General features: G+C 72.3%; 18 protein-coding genes. 4 read left to right on the top strand and 14 right to left on the bottom strand.

Going from position 1 to position 19,031, the window contains the following annotated elements; all coding sequences use genetic code 11:
* Positions 1 to 8: 8 nt before the first annotated feature.
* Together ACIRU3_RS23905 and ACIRU3_RS23900 are read right to left on the bottom strand one after the other, a co-directional pair.
* Positions 9 to 1,298: a glucarate dehydratase family protein gene (locus tag ACIRU3_RS23905; protein ID WP_404059576.1), complete on the bottom strand. Its 1,290-nt coding sequence runs from the start codon at positions 1,296 to 1,298 to the stop codon at positions 9 to 11.
* Positions 1,295 to 2,191: a 5-dehydro-4-deoxyglucarate dehydratase gene (locus ACIRU3_RS23900; protein WP_404059958.1), complete on the bottom strand. Its 897-nt coding sequence runs from the start codon at positions 2,189 to 2,191 to the stop codon at positions 1,295 to 1,297. Before ACIRU3_RS23900 ends, ACIRU3_RS23905 begins: the two co-directional genes overlap by 4 nt.
* Before the next feature lie 397 nt (positions 2,192 to 2,588).
* Between ACIRU3_RS23900 and ACIRU3_RS23895 the strand changes: the two genes are divergently transcribed.
* On the top strand, positions 2,589 to 3,854 hold the full coding sequence (locus ACIRU3_RS23895; RefSeq protein WP_404059573.1) for an MFS transporter: 1,266 nt from the start codon (positions 2,589 to 2,591) through the stop codon (positions 3,852 to 3,854).
* On the opposite strand, the gene ACIRU3_RS23890 is transcribed toward ACIRU3_RS23895, so the two are convergent.
* The 5 genes from ACIRU3_RS23890 to ACIRU3_RS23870 form a co-directional block, all read right to left on the bottom strand.
* Positions 3,818 to 4,810: an adenosine deaminase gene (locus tag ACIRU3_RS23890; protein WP_404059570.1), complete on the bottom strand. Its 993-nt coding sequence runs from the start codon at positions 4,808 to 4,810 to the stop codon at positions 3,818 to 3,820. The genes ACIRU3_RS23895 and ACIRU3_RS23890 overlap by 37 nt on opposite strands.
* A 28-nt stretch (positions 4,811 to 4,838) precedes the next feature.
* Positions 4,839 to 5,744, bottom strand: coding sequence for a ribonuclease Z (locus ACIRU3_RS23885; RefSeq protein ID WP_404059567.1), 906 nt, complete (start codon positions 5,742 to 5,744; stop codon positions 4,839 to 4,841).
* A gap of 6 nt (positions 5,745 to 5,750) precedes the next feature.
* Complete coding sequence (locus ACIRU3_RS23880; protein WP_404059564.1) at positions 5,751 to 6,104, bottom strand: histidine triad nucleotide-binding protein; 354 nt, start codon at positions 6,102 to 6,104, stop codon at positions 5,751 to 5,753.
* Between the two features lie 121 nt (positions 6,105 to 6,225).
* On the bottom strand, positions 6,226 to 9,501 hold the full coding sequence (locus tag ACIRU3_RS23875) for a S41 family peptidase (RefSeq protein WP_404059561.1): 3,276 nt from the start codon (positions 9,499 to 9,501) through the stop codon (positions 6,226 to 6,228).
* A gap of 45 nt (positions 9,502 to 9,546) precedes the next feature.
* Positions 9,547 to 10,107 (bottom strand): hypothetical protein, encoded by a 561-nt coding sequence (locus tag ACIRU3_RS23870; RefSeq protein WP_404059559.1) that lies wholly within the window; start codon positions 10,105 to 10,107, stop codon positions 9,547 to 9,549.
* A gap of 332 nt (positions 10,108 to 10,439) precedes the next feature.
* On the opposite strand from ACIRU3_RS23870, the gene ACIRU3_RS23865 reads away from it, so the two are divergent.
* Positions 10,440 to 10,832 carry a hypothetical protein gene (locus tag ACIRU3_RS23865; RefSeq protein ID WP_404059557.1) on the top strand — a complete coding sequence of 131 codons (393 nt, stop codon included), beginning with the start codon at positions 10,440 to 10,442 and terminating at the stop codon, positions 10,830 to 10,832.
* On the opposite strand, the gene ACIRU3_RS23860 is transcribed toward ACIRU3_RS23865, so the two are convergent.
* The 5 genes from ACIRU3_RS23860 to hrcA form a co-directional block, all read right to left on the bottom strand.
* Positions 10,774 to 11,166, bottom strand: coding sequence for a VOC family protein (locus ACIRU3_RS23860; RefSeq protein WP_404059554.1), 393 nt, complete (start codon positions 11,164 to 11,166; stop codon positions 10,774 to 10,776). The genes ACIRU3_RS23865 and ACIRU3_RS23860 overlap by 59 nt on opposite strands.
* 15 nt (positions 11,167 to 11,181) lie before the next feature.
* Positions 11,182 to 11,922 (bottom strand): 16S rRNA (uracil(1498)-N(3))-methyltransferase, encoded by a 741-nt coding sequence (locus ACIRU3_RS23855; protein WP_404059551.1) that lies wholly within the window; start codon positions 11,920 to 11,922, stop codon positions 11,182 to 11,184.
* Positions 11,919 to 13,037: a nitronate monooxygenase gene (locus tag ACIRU3_RS23850; RefSeq protein ID WP_404059548.1), complete on the bottom strand. Its 1,119-nt coding sequence runs from the start codon at positions 13,035 to 13,037 to the stop codon at positions 11,919 to 11,921. Before ACIRU3_RS23850 ends, ACIRU3_RS23855 begins: the two co-directional genes overlap by 4 nt.
* A 100-nt stretch (positions 13,038 to 13,137) precedes the next feature.
* Positions 13,138 to 14,274: a molecular chaperone DnaJ gene (gene dnaJ, locus ACIRU3_RS23845; protein WP_404059545.1), complete on the bottom strand. Its 1,137-nt coding sequence runs from the start codon at positions 14,272 to 14,274 to the stop codon at positions 13,138 to 13,140.
* Entirely contained in the window at positions 14,275 to 15,291 is a 1,017-nt protein-coding gene (gene hrcA / locus ACIRU3_RS23840; protein WP_404059542.1) for a heat-inducible transcriptional repressor HrcA, read from the bottom strand.
* Between the two features lie 197 nt (positions 15,292 to 15,488).
* On the opposite strand from hrcA, the gene ACIRU3_RS23835 reads away from it, so the two are divergent.
* Positions 15,489 to 16,223 carry an MBL fold metallo-hydrolase gene (locus ACIRU3_RS23835; RefSeq protein WP_404059540.1) on the top strand — a complete coding sequence of 245 codons (735 nt, stop codon included), beginning with the start codon at positions 15,489 to 15,491 and terminating at the stop codon, positions 16,221 to 16,223.
* Positions 16,224 to 16,257: 34 nt separating this feature from the next.
* Positions 16,258 to 17,124 (top strand): DUF3097 domain-containing protein, encoded by an 867-nt coding sequence (locus tag ACIRU3_RS23830; protein WP_404059537.1) that lies wholly within the window; start codon positions 16,258 to 16,260, stop codon positions 17,122 to 17,124.
* Here ACIRU3_RS23830 and ACIRU3_RS23825 read toward each other — a convergent pair.
* Entirely contained in the window at positions 17,102 to 17,692 is a 591-nt protein-coding gene (locus tag ACIRU3_RS23825; RefSeq protein ID WP_404059535.1) for a Uma2 family endonuclease, read from the bottom strand. The two genes, ACIRU3_RS23830 and ACIRU3_RS23825, sit on opposite strands and share 23 nt — an antisense overlap.
* Positions 17,693 to 17,796: 104 nt before the next feature.
* Entirely contained in the window at positions 17,797 to 19,029 is a 1,233-nt protein-coding gene (gene hemW, locus ACIRU3_RS23820) for a radical SAM family heme chaperone HemW (protein ID WP_404059532.1), read from the bottom strand.
* Between the last annotated feature and the right edge of the window lie 2 nt (positions 19,030 to 19,031).

Genomic DNA, 19,031 nt, shown 5'->3' with positions numbered 1-19,031 from the left:
GGGCTCGGCTACCAGCGGGGCATCACCGGCGTCCGCCATCCGGGCTCGGCCACCCGCATCGCCGCCGCGTCGTCGCGCTCGCGCATCGTGCCGTCGTCCTCGGCCCACCGCCGGTGCAGCCGGGCCAGTTCGTCCCGGTCCAGCTCGACGCCGAGACCGGGCGCGTCGGACACCACGACCCTGCCGCCGGTGAAGGCGAGCCGCTCGGTGAGGACGTCCTCGGACTGCCAGGGGTAGTGGGAGTCGCAGGCGTGACGGAGGCCCGGAACGGTGGATGCCACCTGGGTCATCGCGGCGAGACTGATGCCGAGGTGGGTGTTGGAGTGCATGGACACCCCGACGCCGAAGACGTCGCAGATCGCGGCGAGGTGCCGGGTGTTGCGCAGCCCGCCCCAGTAGTGGTGGTCGGAGAGCACCACCTGGACGGCGTCCTTGGCGAACGCCTCCTTGATCTCGCCGAAGGTGGTCACGCACATGTTGGTGGCGAGCGGGACCTGCGTCCCGGCGGAGACCTCGGCCATCGCCGGGGTGCCCAGGGTGGGGTCCTCCAGGTACTCGAGGACGTCCCCGAGTTCCTTCGCCACGTTCAGCGAGGTCTCGACGGACCAGGCGCCGTTGGGGTCCAGCCGCAAGGGATGCCCGGGGAAGGCCTCGGCGAGGGCGCGTACGGCCGCGATCTCCTCCTCGGGCGGGAAGACGCCGCCCTTGAGCTTGAAGGAGGTGAACCCGTACCGCTCCTTGAACTCCCGGGCCTGGGCGACGACCGAGGCCGGGTCCAGGGCGGCACCCCAGTCGTCCGGCTCGGCCGCGACGCCCTCCGGGTGGCCGGCCCACTTGTAGAAGAGATAGGCGCTGTACTCGACCGCGTCCCGCACCTTGCCGCCGAGCAGCGCGTGCACGGGCAGCCCGAGCGCCCTGCCCTGGGCGTCCAGACAGGCCACCTCGAAGGCGGACAGCACGGACAGCCGCAGCTTGTCGGCGCTCTGCACGCCGCGCAGGCCGCCCGCGTCCACGGCACCCCTGACCCGGCTGTCGTCCACAGCCAGGTCGAGGGCGAACAGGCCGTTCACATCCATGACCGAGCGTCCGGGGAGGCGCTCGGCGAGGGGCCGGGCCAGCTCCAGGTACCTGGTGTCGCCGTAGGTCTCGCCGAGGCCGGTGATCCCGTCGGCCGTCACGACCTCCACGATCAGCCGGGGGGTGTACGGCTGATGCACGCCCTGGGTGTTGAGCAGCGGCGGGTCGGCGACCAGGATCGGCGTCAGCCGCACCTCGGCGATGGTCAGGTCACGGGTCACAGAGAGGCTCCTACGAGGTCGAGTCCGGCGGCGAGGAGGGCCTTCAGGTCGGCGAGGTCGGCGGACGAGGGGTCGGTGAGCGGGGCGCGGACGGGGCCGACGCGCTCGCCGCGGAGCCGGGCCGCCGCCTTCACCAGGGACACCGCGTATCCGGGTGTGCGGTCGCGGACTTCGACGAAGGGGACGTAGAAGTCGCGCAGCAGTTTCTCGGTCGTGCCGTGGTCACCGCCCCGCAGGGCGGTGAAGAAGGCGTCCGCGATCTCGGGGGCGAAGGCGTGCACGGCGGAGGAGTAGGCGGGGACACCGACGCCGGCGTAGGCCCTGGCCTGGATCTCGGCGGTCGCGGCGCCGTTGAAGAACAGGAAGTCCGCGGGGGCGGCGAGGGTGAGACGCTGGAGGCGGTCGAGGTCACTGTGGCCGTCCTTGAGGCCGATGACGTTCGGGATGCGCGTGATGCGCCGCAACGAGGCCACCGCATAGGCGACCTGGCCGCGCTGGTAGGCGACGATCGGCAGCCGGGTGCGGGCCGCGAGCTCCTCCAGCTGGGCGACGAGGCCCTCCTGCGGGGCGGCGACGAGGTAGTGCGGCAGCACGAGCAGGGCGTCGGCGCCGGCCTCCTCGGCGATCCGGGCGAACCGGGCGGCCTGCGCCCAGCCGTACCCGGCCCCGGCCACCACCGGGCACCGGCCGGCCGCCTCCTCCACGGCGATGGTGACGACCTGCCGGTACTCCTCCTCGTCCAGCGAGAAGAACTCGCCGGTGCCGCAGGCCGGGAAGACGGCCCCGGGCCCGGCGGCGAGCCGCGCGGTGACATGGGCGCGGAAGCCGTCGGGATCGAGGGAGCCGTCGTCGTGGAAGGCGGTGAGCGGGAAGGACAGCACGCCGTGCGCCATGCCCTCCCGCAGTCGTCGCGTCACGTCGTGCGCACTCGGGTCGCCGCCCACCTGACCATCTCCCCTTATGAATGGCGTCTATGTATGAGAACAGAGGCTAGATACACGAACAAGGGGTCGTCAATGGGCTCTCACGGGATCGGGCTCGACCGGAACGCCGGGCAGGCCTTGCGGCAGCCTCGGCTTCCGCGCGCAGGAAACCGTCATCGGCCGGCGGCGAGGCGCTCTTTTACCCGCACCCACCGGCTCCAAACACAAGAGTGACCCGGATCACGTCCACCGAACTTCTTTCCCGAACCACGTGCTTGATACAACTTGCTCGCGCGTTCCCGTCCGTCGACGGCCGTCGCCCCTCCCCCTCTTCGAGCCGCTCCTTTCGCCTGCCCTGGGAACGCCCGTGTTCGCCCCCCGCTCCATGCCCTGGCCCCTCGTCGCCCTTTTCACGGCCGGGTATCTCGCCCCGTATCTGCTGCCGACCACCGTCGGCCGGCTCGACGCCGGGCTTCCGCTCTCCGCCGCCTCGGCCGGAGCCATCGGCAGTGCGCTTCTGCTGAGTTCGGCCGCGGCGGGCTTTCTGCTGGCCTCCCGGGTCGAGCGGATCGGCGCCCGCACCCTCGCCCGGCTCGGGCTCACACTCGCCTTCCTCGGCTACGGCGGGGCGGCCCTCACCGAGGTCGTACCGGCCGTCGTCGTGGGCGCGCTCGTCGGCGGGTTCGGATCCGGCACGGTCACCGCGGTCGCCGCGAGCGGTATCGCGGCCCTCGGGGCGCCCCCAGCCAGAACGAAGCCGAGAGCCTGGGGGAACGACCCGCACCGGGTCACCACGCTCGGCCTGCTGGGGGTCTCCGCGCTCGCGGGCGCCCTCTACCTGACGCTCCCGCGCCTCGGCCCCGGCCACGGGCAGCCGCTCACCGCGATCGCGCTGACCGCCCTCGCGGTGTGGCCGCTCACCGGGCGCCTGTCCGGTCGTACGGCCGCGGCCCGTTCGTCCACCGGGCGCGGCCGGCTCCCCCGCCGCCGCGCCGGTCTGCTGCTGGCCGCGGCCATGCTCTGCTGGTCCCTGGCCCAGAACTCGCTGTGGGGTGTCAGCGGCCGCATAGGTCTCGGCCAGGCGCACCTCACCGAGGTCACCGTCGGCGCGGTGTTCGCGCTCGCGCTCGGTGCGGGGCTGGTCGGGGTCCTGGGCGCGGGAGCGCTCGGGCCCCGGATGGGCCGGGCGGTGCCGATCGGCGTGGGTACGGTGCTCATCGCGGGCTGTATCGCGCTCAGCGCGTCGGCGACCGACCTGCCGGCCTTCGCGGCGGGCGAGATCGCCTGGAACCTGCTCTACCCGGTCGTGCTGTCGTACGTCATCGGCCTGGCCGCCTCCCTGGACCCGCGCGGCCGCTGGGCGGTGCTGGTCGGCTCGGCGTCCTCGCTGGGCACGGCGGCGGGACCGCTGGCCGGGAGCGTGCTGGGCGCGTGGGCGGGCTTCCCGGTCATGGGCGAGGTGCTGGCCGTCGGGCTGCTCGGGGTGGCGGTGCCGATGACGGCGGTGGCGCTGCGGGCGGGCAGGCGGCCCCTGCCGGTCGTGGAGGTCGCGGTGGAGACGCCCGCCGTGCCCGCCCGGCGCGCCTACGAGACCGCCTACCCGAACTCGTACGCCTCCACCTCGGCCAGGTAACCCGCCCGCCGCTCCTCGTCGTCCTCAAGGAAGGACGCGAGGAAGGAGTTGCGGGCCAGCTCGCGCAGCCGCTCCTCGCCGAGGCCCAGCGTCGCGCGCACCGCGTCGAAGTTGTCACCGGCGTAGCCGCCGAAGTAGGCCGGGTCGTCGGAGTTGACCGTGCACAGCAGGCCGGCGTCGAGCATCGCCGGTAGGGGATGGTCCGCGAGGACGTCGACCGCCCGCAGCCGCACATTGGACAGCGGGCACAGGGTCAGCGGAATACGGTCCCGGACCAGCCGCTCGACCAGCGCCGGGTCCTCCATGCAGCGCAGGCCGTGGTCGACCCGCTCCACGCCGAGCACGTCCAGGGCCTCGGTGATGTACGCCGGCGGGCCCTCCTCACCGGCGTGCGCCACCCGGCGCAGCCCGAGCGCGGCGGCCGCCTCGTACACCTCCCGGAACTTCGCCGGCGGATGCCCGACCTCGGCCGAGTCGAGGCCGATACCGGTGATCCGGTCCAGGTAGGGCCTCGCCCCCTCCAGCGTCTCCAGGGCCGAGTCGGCAGACTCGTCGCGCAGGAAACACATGATCAGTCTGGTGGAGACACCGTGGTTCTCCTCGCTGCGGCCGAGCGCCCGCCACAGCCCCTCCACCACCGTGCCCATGGTCACGCCCCGGGCGAGATGGGCCTGCGGGTCGAAGAAGATCTCGGCGTGCCGCACACCCTGCGTGGCGGCGCGGGCGAGATAGGCGTCGGCCAGGTCCGCGAAGTCCTGCTCGGTGCGCAGGACGGCCATCAGCTCGTAGTACAGGTTCAGGAAGGACTGGAGGTCCTCGAACTGGTACGCCTTGCGCAGCTCGTCGGTGTCGGCGTAGGGCAGCTCGACGCCGTTGCGCGCGGCCAGCTCGAACGCCAGCTCGGGCTCCAGAGTGCCTTCGATGTGGAGGTGCAGTTCTGCCTTGGGGAGGGACATCAAAGCATCGTACGGCCCTCCCACCTGTTCATCTGCGCTTGGGCAGCGGCACTCTCTGCAGGTCGTGCGCCACGGTCAGCTCGCCCTCGAACCCGGCGGCGCGGGCCTGCCGCTCGAACTCCTCGGGGTCGGAGTAGCGCTGGCTGAAGTGGGTGAGGACGAGGTGCCGCACCCCCGCGTCCCGTGCCACGGCCGCCGCCTGGCCGGCCGTCAGATGACCGTGGTCCACGGCCAGCTCGACGTCCTCGTCGAGGAAGGTCGACTCGATGACAAGCAGATCGCAGCCCTCGGCGAGCGCATGCACCCCGTCACAGAGCCGGGTGTCCATGACGAACGCGAACCGCTGCCCGCGCCGCGCCTCGCTCACCTCGTCCAGGCTCACGTCCCCGATCCGGCCCTCGCGCTGGATGCGGCCGACGTCCGGCCCCTTGATCCCGTGCGCGGCGAGCCGGTCGGGCAGCATGCGGCGCCCGTCGGGTTCGGTCAGCCGGTAGCCGTAGGACTCGACGGGGTGGGACAGCCTGCGGGCCTGAAGCGTGTACGACGGGGTCGTCGCGAGGGTGCCGTCGGCGGCGACCGGTGCCTCGGTGAGGCGGACCGTCTCCCGGTAGGCGGTCGCGTACCGCAGCCGCTCGAAGAAGCGCTGCCCGGAGCGCGGGTAGTGCGCGGTGACCTCGTGCGGCACCTGGTCGAGGTTGATCCGCTGGATGACTCCGGCGAGGCCGAGGGAGTGGTCGCCGTGGAAGTGCGTGACGCAGATCCGGTTCAGGTCGTGGGCGGCGACCCCGGCGCGCAGCATCTGGCGTTGCGTGCCCTCGCCGGGGTCGAACAGGATGCCCTCGCCGTCCCAGCGCAGCAGGTAGCCGTTGTGGTTGCGGTGCCGGGTCGGGACCTGGCTGGCGGTGCCGAGGACCACCAATTCACGGACGGACATGGCGGCTTATCCGGGGGGCCATTCCATGCCACGGCCGCCGAGCACATGCGCGTGGGCGTGCCAGACGGTCTGGCCGGCGCCGCTGCCGGTGTTGAAGACGATGCGGTAGCTCTCCAGCTTCTCGTCCTCGGCGACTTGGCCGGCTTCACGCAGTACGTCCGCTGCGACCCCCGGCTCGGCGGTGGCGAGGGAAGCCGCGTCCGGGTGGTGCACCTTGGGGATCACCAGGATGTGGGTGGGCGCCTGGGGGTTTATGTCGCGGAAGGCGACGGTGGTCTCGGTCTCACGGACGACCGTCGCCGGGATGTGCCCCGCGACGATCTTGCAGAACAGGCAGTCGTCCTGCGGCTCTCCCGCCATGGGTGTGCCTCCTCACGCCGGATGATCTAGTACGAGGGCATGGTAGTCGGCCGAGTGCGGGCCGGTTAGGGCCGGTCGCTCCCACGCGGTGGAGCCGCATGCCGGCACGGCCCCGCGCCTCTCAGGTGGGCAGGCCCGGCGGCGTCTTCGCGGGTGCCGCCTCCAGTGCCTCAAGCGCCAGCCTCACTGCCTCGTCGAGCTGGGTGTCCCTGCCCGCCGCCCAGTCCTGCGGGCGCTGGACCACCTCCACGTCCGGGTCCACGCCGTGGTTCTCGACGCCCCATCCGGACCCCTCCAGCCAGAACGCGTACTTCGGCTGGGTGATCAGGGTGCCGTCGACCAGGTGGTAGCGGCTGTCGATGCCGATGACGCCGCCCCAGGTGCGGGTGCCGACGACCGGGCCGATACCGAGGGCGCGGATCGCCGCGTTGACGATGTCGCCGTCGGAGCCGGAGAACTCGTTGGCGACGGCGACGACGGGACCGCGCGGCGCGTCCCTCGGATAGCTCTCGGGCTGCATGCCGCGGGGCAGGTCCCAGCCGACGATCCGCCGGGCCAGCTTCTCCACGACGAGCTGGGAGGTGTGGCCGCCACGGTTCTCCCGCACGTCGACGACGAGCCCCTCGCGGGCCACTTCGATGCGCAGATCGCGGTGGATCTGGGCCCAGCCGGGCGCCTGCATGTCCGGCACATGGAGATAGCCGAGGCGGCCGCCGGACGTCTCGTGGACGTAGGCGCGGCGGTCGGCGACCCAGGCGTGGTAGCGCAGTGGTTCCTCGTCCGCGAGGGGGACCACGACCGCGTGCCGGAGGTCGCCCCCGCCGGCGGGCGAGACGGTCAGCTCGACGGGCTTCCCGGCGGTGCCGATCAGCAGCGGGCCGGGGCCGGTCACCGGGTCGACCGGCTGTCCGGCGACCGCGACGATCGCGTCCCCGGGGCGCACGGCGACGCCGGGCGCGGCGAGCGGGGAGCGGGCGTTCGGGTCGGAGGTCTCCGAGGGCAGGATGCGGTCGATACGCCAACTGCCGTCCTCGTGACGGGAGATGTCGGCGCCGAGCAGGCCCTGCCGGGCGCCGCTGCCGAAGCCGCCGTGCGGGGTGACATAGGCGTGCGAGGTACCGAGTTCGCCCTGCACCTCCCACAGGAGGTCGACGAGGTCGTCGTGGGTGGCGAGGCGGCCGAGGAGGGGCCGGTAGCGGTCGAGGACGCCGTCCCAGTCGACTCCGTTCATGTCGGGCCGCCAGAAGTTGTCCCGCATGACGCGGCCCGTCTCGTCGTACATCTGCCGCCATTCGGCGACCGGGTCGACGGTCTGCCGGATCCGGCTGAGGTCGACGGAGATGTTCGAGTCGCTGTCCTCGTCGTCGGAGGCGCGCCGGTCGGCGGGTACGACCCTGAGCCGGCCGTCGCTCCACAGCAGCACCCGCTTGCCGTCGCCGCTGACCTCGAAGTGGTCGGCGTCGGCGGCGAGGTGCTCCAGGCGCTGCTGGGCGAGGTCGTACCGCTCCAGCTCGGTCTTCGGGTCGGGGGCGTCGGGCGTGGCGCGGGTGGCGCCGAGGACCCCGCGCACCGGGTGGCGCAGCCACAGAACCCCGTCCTTGGCGGCGCGCAGATTGGAGTAGCGGGCGGCCTCGACCGGGAAGGGCACGATGCGGTCGGCGAGGCCGTCGAGGTCGATCCGGGTCGCCGGGGTGCCCTCGCTGTCGGGCGTCTCCTCCTTGTCGGGGGTCCCGAAGGGCCGGCCGTGCCGCTGCGGCCCGAACGGGGATGGGGTGGTCGCGGCGAGGGTGATCAGGTGCGGGCGGACGCCCTCCACGAAGGCCAGGTCGAAGACGTGCTCGTCGTAGACCGGGTCGAAGGAGCGGCTGGAGAGGAACGCGAGGTGCCTGCCGTCCAGGGTGAAGGCGGGCGCGTAGTCCTGGAAGCGCAGCGGGGTGGCCTCGGTGACCGACAGGTCGGTGGTGTTGGCGATGCGGAGCTGGGCGAGCGGCCGCGGCCCGGGGTGCGACCAGGCCAGCCAGCCGGAGTCCGGCGAGAAGGCGAGGTCGGAAACGTCACCGTGCTCGCTGCGGTCCACCTCGCGGACCTCGCCGCTCTCGCGCTCGACCAGCAGCAGCCGGCCGTCGTGCGAGGCGACGGCGGCCCTGCTGCCGTCGGGAGCCATGGCGAGCTCCAGGACGCGGCCGAGCTGTCCGACGGCGAGCCGGCGCGGGGTCGTACCGAGGGTGATGCCGGTGGCGGGCGCGAACTCCAGGGCGTCCTCCCCCTCGGCGTCCGTCACCCACACCACCCACTCCTCGCCCTCCGTGCGGAAGGTGCGCGGCAGCCGGGCCCGTACGCCGGGCTGTGCGGCGAGTGCGCGGGCCGGGCCGGAGCGGTGGGTGACCCAGTGGACGGCGCCGCGCACGGCGACCGCGCTGCCGCGCGCGGTGTGGTCGGGGGCGGCCGAGCCGAACCAGCGGGAGGCGTTGACCGGGAACGGCTGCAGGTCCACACGCGGGCCGCCGAGCCGGATGTCCAGCCGGCGCGGTTCGGCGGCGTCGAGGTCGTCGAGCAGCCAGAGTTCACCCGCGCTCGAGTACACGACCCGGTGACCGTCGGTGGCGGCGTGCCGGGCGTAGAAGCCTCCCCCACTCTCGGCCTCGCCCGAGCGGGAGATGCCCCCAAGGGGTGTGTGGCGCCGCAGCTCCGTCCCGTCGGCGAGCGAGGAGTAGAGGGCGCCGGTGCCCTCGTGGTCGGACAGGAACGCGATCCGGTCCCCCACCCACAGCGGGTACTCGAGGTTGCCGTCCAGCTCCTCGTGCAGCCGGACGAACTCCCCGGCGCGTTCCCCGGCGCCGACGTCCGTGTCGCTGCCGTCCCCGCCGATCCACAACTTGCCCGCCGTGCCGCCCCGGTAGCGCTTCCACCAGGCGGCCTCACGGCCCATCGGGGCGGACAGCAGCGCGGTTCGGGGGCCGTACGCGATGTCGCCGACCGGCCCGTACGGCAGGGTCGTGGCCGGTCCGCCGTCCAGTGGGACGGCACGCGCCCAGGTGCGGCGCAGGCTCGCCTGGCCCTGGGTGCTGACCGCGAGGACCTCGCCGTCCGGGGTCCAGCCGCGCACCTGGGTCTTCCAGCTGCCCCAGTACGTCAGCCGCTTGGACCGACCGCCGTCGACCGGGGCGATGTGCACCTCGGGGGCGCCGTCGCGGGTGGAGGTCCAGGCGACGGTCGTGCCGTCGGGCGAGATACGGGGATGGTTCACCGGCACGTTGTCGGCGCTAACCCGCCAGGCCCGCCCGCCCTCCAGGGGCGCCAGCCATACGTCGTCCTCGGCGGCGAAGGCCACCAAGTCGCCGTGGAGATGGGGGAATCGGAGGTAGCCGGAGGATCCCGTCGAAGCGCCCTGAGTCACCCCGTCACTCTACGCAGCGTCCGGCGCCAGCGCCCCTGGTTCGGATCACTTGCCCTGCACGGGCCAGCAGGTCGGATCAGCCTTGCACCACAACGTCCGCGTCACGGTCACGGTGACGGTCGGCTGCCCGCCGGGGGGCCGGTAGGTGACGGGCGGCTTGTAGGTCGGCCCCTTCGTGGCGTCGCAGTCGCCGAGCCCGCTGACGTGGAACACCTGCCTGCCGCCGACCCTCGCCGTCAGATCCCCGCGGACACAGGCGCCGTCGACCGCCTTGGTCACCTTCCCGGTGACGGTGATCTTCCGCCCGTCCGTGGTCTGCCCCTGACAGTCGACGGAGACGACGGTGGACTCGGTCGGCGAGGGGGGCTTCCCGGGCGTGTAGCCGCCCTTGCCGTAGTTCCCGGTGCAGGAGAGCCAACTGACGTCCACATGCTGCCGCTTCAGCTTCGCGGTCGCGGTCTGGTCGGTGGTGTACGCCGCCGAGGCCGAGCTGAGATCCCCCGGCCGGCACGCCGTCACCGCACCCACGCTCGCCACCGCGAGTCCTGCCACGGCCAGCACGCGCACGGGTCGCGGCCGACGCCGAATCCGCCTCAATACCCCCATGGAGGGCAGCGTGCCACCGGCCCGCGCACGGCGGAAGGCCGCATATGGCCACTCGTCAGTTCGGAGACGTCACCATCGGATGACACACGGGCCCACTTCGGCCTGCACGGGACGCTCGTCCGTGTACGCCCTGTCGCGCGCCCGGTCCCCGTCGACAACGACCCGGTGGTCAGAGGCCACCCGGTGCTGTCCTTCGGAGCCGCCGGCGAGTGGGTGGAGCTGTGGGACCCGGGCACAGCGCACCGCTCCTTCGCCGTGCGCCGTGCGGACGTCCAGCCGATTCCCGCGGAAAACCCGAGGCGGGGCGCTGCCCGGCCGCCTAGCCTGGCCGGATGCGCAGTGAACGCAGGCTCAGGCGCCTTGTGGTGGAGGGGACCGTCCACCGGTGGACCGTCCGGCACCGGCACACGGTCGGTGCGCCCTGCCGGGAGGTGCTGGCCCTGTACCGGGACGGGGCCGCCACCCTGATCGTGTTCCGGAACGGGGCGGGGCGGGTCGCCGGCGGTGGCATGGGCTACAGCCATTCCGGGCTGGTCGCCGATGGACGCGGGCACTCGGTCAATCTGCACGAACCCGGTGTCGTACGGGCCTTCGTGGACGAGGTGCGGAGCCGCGGGTGGGCGGCCGGCGAGCTGGACGGGTGGGAGCTGCTGCCCTCCGTCGCCGTCAGCCGCGCAGCAGCAGCCACTCCTGGAGTTCCACCAGATTGCCCTCCGGGTCCCTGAGGTGGGCCGCGCGCATGCGGTCGGTCATGGGAGCCGGGCCGTGGACGAGGGTGGCGCCGCGGGCGGTGATCTGCTCGCAGTAGGCGTCGAGGTCGTCGACGCGCAGGACGACCAGGGACCGGTGGCCCGTCGCCGTGTCGCCCAGCTCGTCCAGGATCTCGGCCATCATGGCGCGGTCCTGCAGCGCGATCCCGGCGGAGCCGGCGTGCGGGCTGAACTTCTCGTACGGGCCCTCGGTCGCGCCCGACTGCGGCTTGAGGCCGAGGACCTCGGCGTAGAAGCGGTAGCAGGCGGCGAAGTCGGTGACCAGGAGCCGTATCTGGGCGAGTTCCATCGTGTTCCCCAGGTGTCAGGACCAGCGGCCGGTGCGGCCCAGGAGGAGTGCCGCGGCGGCGGTGCCGGCGGTGGAGGTGCGCAGCACGGTGGGGCCGAGCACATAAGGGTGTGCGCCCGCCTGAGCGAAGAGGGCCAGCTCTTCGGGCGAGACGCCGCCCTCGGGGCCGACGACGAGCACGATCTCGCCCTCGGTGGGGAGTTCGGCGGTGGCGAGCCGCTCGTCGCCGCTCTCGTGGAGTACGGCCGCGAAGTCCGCCTTGGCCAGAAGTGAGGCAACCTGCTTGGCCGTCGCCGCGTCCGCGACCTCGGGGAAGCGGATCCGGCGGGACTGCTTGCCGGCTTCCCGGGCGGTGGCCCGCCACTTGCCGAGCGCCTTCTGACCGCGGTCGCCCTTCCACTGTGTGATGCACCGGGACGCCTGCCAGGGCACGATGGCGTCGACGCCGACCTCGGTCATCGTCTCGACGGCCAGCTCGCCCCGGTCGCCCTTCGGGAGGGCCTGGACGACGGTGATACGGGGGGACTCCTCGGGTTCCTCGTGGACGGACTCCAGGTCCATGACCACCAGGCGGTCCTTGCCCTCGGCCGCCTTGACGACACCCTCGGCCCAGCGGCCGCGCCCGTCGGTGAGGACGACGTCCTCGCCCGGCCGCAGCCGCTTCACGGAGACGGCGTGCCGTCCTTCGGGCCCGTCGAGCACGAACTCCGGCCCGACGCCTTCGAGTCGGTCCACCACGAAGACCGGGGCGGTCATCGCCCGTCACCTCCGGCCGACAACGCTGTCCGAGCGGCGGCGAGTTCGGCCGCCAGCACCCCCACCAGCTCCCCGGCCGGCAGCTCCCGGGCCATCCGGTGTCCCTGGCCCGCCCACAGCGCCATGCCCTGCGCGTCACCGGCCTTGGCGGCGGCCTTGCGCAGCGGCGAGGTCAGGTGGTGGATCTCGGGGTAGGCGGCGGGGGCGTAGGGGCCGTGCTCGCGCAGGAAGCGATTGACCAGTCCGCGCGCCGGGCGGCCGGAGAAGGCGCGGGTCAACTCGGTGCGTGCGTACAGGGGGTTGGTCAGCGCCTGCTTGTGCAGGGCGTGGGCGCCTGACTCGGGGGTGGCGAGGAACGCCGTGCCCAGCTGGGCCGCGCTCGCGCCCGCCGCGAGGACGGCGGCGATCTGGCTGCCGCGCATGATGCCGCCGGCCGCGACGACCGGGATGCTCACGGCCTCCCGGATCTGCGCGACCAGCGACAGCAGGCCGATGCCGGAGCCGTCGTTCTCCGGGATGTCCCGGTGGGTGCCCTGGTGACCGCCGGCCTCCACGCCCTGCGCGATCACCGCGTCCGCCCCGGCCCGCTCGACCGCGAGGGCCTCCTCGGCGGTGGTGACGGTGACCAGGGTGAAGGTCCCGGCCCGGCGCAGGGAGTCCAGGACCTCCCGGCCCGGGACGCCGAAGTGGAAGGAGACCACCGGCACCGGGTTGTCGAGGAGGACGGCGAGCTTTGCGTCGTAGCCGTCGTCCCGGCCGCTGTCGGGGTCGCCCAGTTCGGTCTCGTACCAGGCGGCCTCACCGGCCAGCTGATGGGCGTAGACCTCGACGGCGCCCGACGGGGGCACGGCATTGGCCGCTCCGGTGGGGCCGGTGTTCGCACCGGGGTATTCCGGCTGGGGCATGAAGAGGTTCACGCCGAAGGGCCGGCTCGTGAGCCCCCGCAGCTGCTTGATCTCCTGGTACATGCCGTCGGCGGTCTTGTATCCGGCGGCGAGGAACCCGAGACCGCCCGCCTCGGACACGGCGGCGGCGAGCTGCGGGACGGAGACACCGCCCGCCATGGGGGCCTGCACGATCGGCTGGGGGAAGAGATCGGTCAGTGCGGAGGACATGACGGCATGTTGTCACGTCCTTTGAACAAGTCCGAATCCGGGCTTCCCGTGGCATAGGCCGCGGGCATAAGGGGGTGCCGAGGCACCCCCTCCGAGAGCCTCAGCGCCCGTTGAACGCGTCCTTCAACCGTGAGAACAGCCCCTGCTGCCCGGGCTGGAACTGTCCCTGCGGCCGTTCCTCGCCCCGCAGCTTCGCCAGCTCGCGCAGCACTCGCTCCTGCTCGGGGTCCAGCTTGCTCGGGGTCATGACCTCGACGTGGACGATCAGATCGCCCCGGCCGCCGCCGCGCAGATGCGTGACGCCCCGGTTGTGCAGCGGGATCGACTGGCCGGACTGGGTGCCGGGCCGGATGTCGACCTCCTCCATGCCGTCCAGGGTCTCCAGCGGCACCTTGGTGCCGAGGGCCGCCGCCGTCATCGGGATCGTGACCGTGCAGTGCAGGTCGTCGCCGCGCCGCTGGAAGGTCTGGTGCGGCAGCTCGTGGATCTCGACGTACAGGTCACCGGCCGGACCGCCGCCGGGGCCGACCTCGCCCTCGCCGGCGAGCTGGATCCGGGTGCCGTTGTCGACACCGGCCGGGATCTTGACGGTGAGGGTGCGCCGGGAGCGGACCCGGCCGTCGCCCGCGCACTCCGGGCACGGGGTCGGCACGACCGTGCCGAAGCCCTGGCACTGGGGGCAGGGGCGGGAGGTCATGACCTGGCCCAGGAAGGACCGGGTCACCTGGGAGACCTCACCGCGGCCACGGCACATGTCACACGTCTGGGCGGACGTGCCGGGAGCCGCGCCCTCACCGTTGCAGGTGTTGCAGACGACCGCGGTGTCGACCTGGATGTCCTTGGTCGTCCCGAAGGCCGCCTCGTCCAGCTCGACCTCGATCCGGATCATCGCGTCCTGGCCGCGCCGGGTGCGCGAGCGCGGGCCGCGCTGCGACGCCGTACCGAAGAACGCGTCCATGATGTCGGAGAAGTTGCCGAAGCCACCGGCCCCGAAGCCGCCCGCACCGGCACCGCCGGCCTGGGAGAGCGGGTCGCCGCCGAGGTCGTAGACCTGCTTCTTCTGCGGGTCCGACAAAACCTCGTAAGCGGCGTTGATCTCCTTGAACCGCTCCTGGGTCTTCGGGTCGGGATTGACGTCCGGGTGCAGCTCGCGCGCGAGCCGACGGAACGCCTTCTTGATCTCATCCTGCGACGCGTCGCGGCGCACGCCGAGAACGGCGTAGTAGTCCGTGGCCACTTACGACTCCGCCAGGATCTGTCCGACGTACCGTGCCACTGCGCGTACCGCTCCCATCGTTCCCGGATAGTCCATGCGGGTCGGTCCGACCACGCCGAGCTTGGCAACCGCCTCGCCGCCCGAACCGTAGCCGACCGACACGACGGAGGTGGAGTTGAGTCCCTCATGGGCGTTCTCGTGCCCGATGCGCACGGTCATGCCCGGATCCTTCGCCTCGCCCAGGAGCTTGAGGAGCACGACCTGCTCCTCGAGGGCCTCCAGGACAGGCCGGATCATGAGGGGAAAATCATGTCCGAAGCGGGTGAGATTGGCGGTACCGCCGATCATCAGCCGCTCCTCGTTCTCCTCGACCAGTGTCTCCAGCAGTGTGGAGAGCACCGTGGAGACCGTACCGCGGTCCTCGAGCTCGAAGGCATCGGGCAGGTCCTCGACCAGACTCGGCACGTCGGTGAACCGGCGGCCCGCGACCCGGCTGTTCAGCCGGGCCCTGAAGTCCGCCAGGGACGCCTCCCCGAAGGGCGCCGGGCAGTCGACCATCCGCTGCTCCACCCGGCCCGTGTCCGTGATCAGCACGAGCATCACACGCGCGGGCGCGAGGGAGAGCAGCTCCACGTGCCGCACGGTCGAGCGGGTCAGGGACGGGTACTGCACGACGGCGACCTGCCGGGTCAGCTGCGCGAGCAGCCGTACCGTGCGGGCCACGACGTCGTCGAGATCGACGGCGCCTTCCAGGAAGTTCTGGATGGCCCGGCGCTCGGGCGGCGTCATCGGCTTGACGCCCGCGAGCTTGTCCACGAACAGCCGGTAGCCCTTGTCCGTGGGGATGCGCCCGGCACTGGTGTGCGGCTGGGCGATGAACCCCTCGTCCTCCAGGGCAGCCATGTCGTTGCGCACGGTCGCCGGGGAGACGCCGAGGTTGTGCCGCTCGGTGAGCGCTTTCGATCCCACCGGCTCCTCGGTGCCCACGTAGTCCTGGACGATGGCGCGCAGCACCTGAAGCCTGCGTTCACTCAGCATCCGCGCGCACCTCCCGCATGTCTTCCCCTCGGCCCTTCGCGTCACCCACCTGGCACTCTGCGTCTCCGAGTGCCAGCGATCCCCGGCCCAGTGTACGGCCGTGGGGTACTCACTGGGCAAGGTCGGTCCTGCCGATGGGTCCCCCCCGCCCGAGCGAAGCCGGGAGCGGGGGAAGGTTGTACCGCTAGCGTCGCGGTATGACGGTGACTTGGGAAGAGCTGGGGTGGGAGCGGCTGGCGCCCGGGGTCGGGCGGTGCCGGCTGCCCGGCTGGGACTGCACCGCGGGCCTGGTCGTCGGCGCGGGCACGGCGCTGGTGGTGGACGCCGGGTCGAGTCTGGCCGAGGGCGAGCGGGTGCGGACGCGGGCACAGCAGCTGGCGGGGCACCGTGTGACCCATCTCGCGCTCACCCACCCCCACTTCGACCACGTCTTCGGCGCGGCCGCCTTCGCCGGGGCCGAGGTGTACGCGGCGGTGGGCATCGACGCGGTCTTCGCGCACGAACGCGAGGACCTGCGCCTGGACGCGATCAGGAACGGCCTGCCGGAGTCGGACGCGGACGAGGCGGTGGACGCCCTGGTCCCGCCCCGGCATCCGGTCTCGGGCGAGTGGACGCTGGACCTCGGCGACGGCCGCCAGGCGTTGCTGGCCAACGTGGGCCCCGGCCACACGGCGCACGATCTCGCGGTCCTCGTCCCCGGCTCGGCCTCCGGCGGGCCGGAGGTGGTCTTCTGCGGCGACCTGGTCGAGGAGTCCGGCGAGCCCCAGGCGGGCCCGGACGCCGTACCGTCGCGATGGCCGGACGCGCTCGGCCGGTTGCTCGCCCTGGGCGGCGAGGACGCACTGTACGTGCCCGGTCACGGAGCGGTGGTGGACGCCGCGTTCGTACGACGGCAACGCGACGAGCTGGCAGCACGTTTCGGCGTGTCGTGAGTGCGGGTCCCGCGGTTCTCCTATCGTCATCCGAATGCGCCCACCCGTCTCCCGCCACCGCCCTTCCGACGAGGGCCCTTCGGGCCCGCGCTCTCGTACGTACACCCCCGACCTGACCCCGCCGTGGAAGAAGCCCAGGCCCGTGCCCGAGGTACCGGCCGAGCCGGGGCTGGTGGTGGAGGAGCCCGGTACCGGGTTCTGCGGGGCGGTGATCCGCTGCGAGGCGGGCACGGTGACGCTGGAGGACCGGTTCGGCAAGCACCGGGTGTTCCCGCTGGAGCCGCGCGGCTTCCTGCTGGAGGGCAGGGCGGTCACCCTGGTGAAGGCCTCCTCGGGTCCGGTGCGGCCCACCCGGACGGCATCCGGTTCGGTGGCCGTGCCCGGCGCACGCGCGCGTGTGGCCCGGGCCGGCCGTATCTACGTCGAGGGCCGGCACGACGCCGAGCTGGTCGAGAAGGTGTGGGGCGACGACCTGCGCATCGAGGGCGTGGTCGTGGAGTACCTGGAGGGCGTGGACGACCTGCCGTCGATCGTGGCCGGGTTCGGGCCGGGGCCGGACGCGCGCCTGGGTGTGCTCGTGGATCACTTGGTGCCGGGCACGAAGGAGTGGCGGATCGCGGAGTCCGTGACCAGTGAGCACGCGTTGGTCGTCGGCCACCCGTACATCGACATCTGGGAGGCGGTGAAGCCGTCGTCCCTGGGGATCCCCGGCTGGCCCCGGGTGCCGCGCGGCCAGGACTGGAAGACGGGGGTGTGCCGGGCGCTGGGCTGGCCGGAGAACACGGGGGCCGCTTGGCAGGGGATTCTGTCGTGCGTGCGGTCCTACAAGGACCTGGAGCCGGAGTTGCTGGGGCGGGTGGAGGAGCTGATCGACTTCGTTACGGCCAGCGGTGGGGCCTGACCTTCTCGTACGTGGCGAACTCGCTGGTGTCCAGTTCGATACCAAGGGGCTCCAATGGCGTGAGGTCGCCGAACTTGGTGACCCGCTGGCACCGGTAATCCGCATCCTCTCCGTGACCCGTCGGTTCGGTGAGCAGTACGCACTGGCCCATGACGGGGTCGATGATGAAGTAAGCGGGGATCTTTGCCGCTGCGTAGATCGAACGCTTGACCCCGTAGTCCCGGTCCACGCTTGTCTTGGAGACAACCTCCACGAGCAAGGTGATGACCTCAGACGGCATCAACCTCCCTTGACCGGGTCCAGCGCCACGCTCGACCACCACGAGGTCGGGCTGCGGCTCGCTGGTCTCTTCGAGGATGGCGATGTCCTGGGTCTGAAGTCGCCGCCACTGTCGCCGAGGGATCTGGTCCTGGACAGCTTCCACGATGTCGTTATGGGCCACGTCTGGCCCCGCCATCATCACAATTACCCCCCGGAGGAGCTCGACTTTGAAGCCGTCGGGAACCTCAAGGTTCTCAAAGATCTTCACGATGCCGGTGGTCATCGGTCGGTCGTCCACAGCGGTCATCTCCGCAGCCCTCCGGTTTCCGCCACCATGCAATTACGGCGGCAGCCTACGAACCAGGTTAGGGACCGAACCGGCGTTCCGCACCGATTCACTCACCGGAGTGATCAGTCCACCAAGTCCCGCACCACCGCGTCCGCCAGCAGCCGCCCCCGCAGCGTCAGCACCGCCCGCCCCTGCGCGTAGGGACCGGACTCCAGCAGCTCGTCCGCCAGCGCCCGCCGGGACGACGCAAGCCCCTCCTCCTTCAGCAGCGCCAACGGAACGCCCTCCCGCAGCCTCAGTTCCAGCAGGATCCGCTCCACCCGCCGGTCCTCCTCCGACAGGACCTCCCGCCCGGCCCCCGGCGACCGCCCCGAAGCCAGCGCCGCCGCGTACGCCCCCGGATGCTTGACGTTCCACCACCGCACGCCGCCCACGTGCGAGTGCGCACCCGGCCCCGCGCCCCACCAGTCCGCGCCCCGCCAGTACAGCTCGTTGTGCAGGCAGCGCCCGGACTCGGAGGTGGCCCAGTTGGAGACCTCGTACCAGTCGAAGCCCGCCGCCGACAGGGCCTCCTCGGCGATCAGGTACCGGTCGGCGTGGACGTCGTCGTCGGTCATCGGGACCTCGCCCCGGCGGATGCGACGCGCGAGCTGGGTGCCCTCCTCGACGATCAGCGCGTAGGCGCTGACGTGGTCCGGCCCCGCACCGAGCGCCGCCTCCAGGGAAGCCCGCCAGTCGTCGTCGGACTCCCCGGGGGTGCCGTAGATCAGGTCGAGATTGACGTGCTCGAAGCCGGCCGCCCGCGCCTCCGCCACGCATGCCTCGGGACGTCCCGGAGTGTGCGTGCGGTCGAGCACGCGCAGCACGTGCTGCTTCGCGCTCTGCATGCCGAAGGAGATCCGGTTGAAGCCGCCCTCCCGCAGCGTGGCGAGGTAGGCCGGGTCGACGGACTCCGGGTTCGCCTCCGTCGTGATCTCCGCGTCCGGCGCGAGACCGAACTCGTCGCGGATCGCGCCCAGCATCCGTACCAGGTCCTCGGCGGCCAGCAGCGTCGGCGTACCGCCGCCGACGAAGACCGTACGGACCTCGCGCGGGTCGTCGCCGAGCACCTTGCGGGCCAGGCGGATCTCGTCGGTCAGGGTGTCCGCGTAGTTGTCCCTGGAGGCGAGCACTCCGCCGGTGCCGCGCAGCTCGGTCGCGGTGTACGTGTTGAAGTCGCAGTAGCCGCAGCGGGTCGCGCAGTACGGGACGTGCAGATAGAACCCGAGGGGGCGGCCGGCGGCTCCGGCGAGCGCGGAGGCGGGCAGCGCGCCGTCGGCGGGGACGGGCTCGCCGTCGGGGAGTGCGGAAGGCATGT

The sequence above is a fragment of the Streptomyces sp. NPDC101151 genome (genome assembly GCF_044768335.1).
In the GTDB taxonomy this organism is placed as follows: Bacteria; Actinomycetota; Actinomycetes; order Streptomycetales; family Streptomycetaceae; genus Streptomyces.
The sequence above is the reverse complement of the archived record's forward strand: the minus strand, read 5'-3'. Positions and strand labels throughout refer to the sequence as shown.

Bases quoted from the DNA above. Each gene is read 5' to 3' on its own strand.
- ACIRU3_RS23900 (WP_404059958.1), bottom strand. From the start codon at position 2,191: ATGGCGCACGGCGTGCTGTCCTTCCCGCTCACCGCCTTCCACGACGAC.
- ACIRU3_RS23890 (WP_404059570.1), bottom strand. From the start codon at position 4,810: ATGTCCCTCCCCAAGGCAGAACTGCACCTCCACATCGAAGGCACTCTG.
- ACIRU3_RS23885 (WP_404059567.1), bottom strand. From the start codon at position 5,744: ATGTCCGTCCGTGAATTGGTGGTCCTCGGCACCGCCAGCCAGGTCCCG.
- ACIRU3_RS23880 (WP_404059564.1), bottom strand. From the start codon at position 6,104: ATGGCGGGAGAGCCGCAGGACGACTGCCTGTTCTGCAAGATCGTCGCG.
- ACIRU3_RS23870 (WP_404059559.1), bottom strand. From the start codon at position 10,107: ATGGGGGTATTGAGGCGGATTCGGCGTCGGCCGCGACCCGTGCGCGTG.
- ACIRU3_RS23865 (WP_404059557.1), top strand. From the start codon at position 10,440: ATGCGCAGTGAACGCAGGCTCAGGCGCCTTGTGGTGGAGGGGACCGTC.
- ACIRU3_RS23860 (WP_404059554.1), bottom strand. From the start codon at position 11,166: ATGGAACTCGCCCAGATACGGCTCCTGGTCACCGACTTCGCCGCCTGC.
- ACIRU3_RS23855 (WP_404059551.1), bottom strand. From the start codon at position 11,922: ATGACCGCCCCGGTCTTCGTGGTGGACCGACTCGAAGGCGTCGGGCCG.
- ACIRU3_RS23850 (WP_404059548.1), bottom strand. From the start codon at position 13,037: ATGTCCTCCGCACTGACCGATCTCTTCCCCCAGCCGATCGTGCAGGCC.
- hrcA (WP_404059542.1), bottom strand. From the start codon at position 15,291: ATGCTGAGTGAACGCAGGCTTCAGGTGCTGCGCGCCATCGTCCAGGAC.
- ACIRU3_RS23835 (WP_404059540.1), top strand. From the start codon at position 15,489: ATGACGGTGACTTGGGAAGAGCTGGGGTGGGAGCGGCTGGCGCCCGGG.
- ACIRU3_RS23830 (WP_404059537.1), top strand. From the start codon at position 16,258: ATGCGCCCACCCGTCTCCCGCCACCGCCCTTCCGACGAGGGCCCTTCG.
- ACIRU3_RS23825 (WP_404059535.1), bottom strand. From the start codon at position 17,692: ATGACCGCTGTGGACGACCGACCGATGACCACCGGCATCGTGAAGATC.
- hemW (WP_404059532.1), bottom strand. From the start codon at position 19,029: ATGCCTTCCGCACTCCCCGACGGCGAGCCCGTCCCCGCCGACGGCGCG.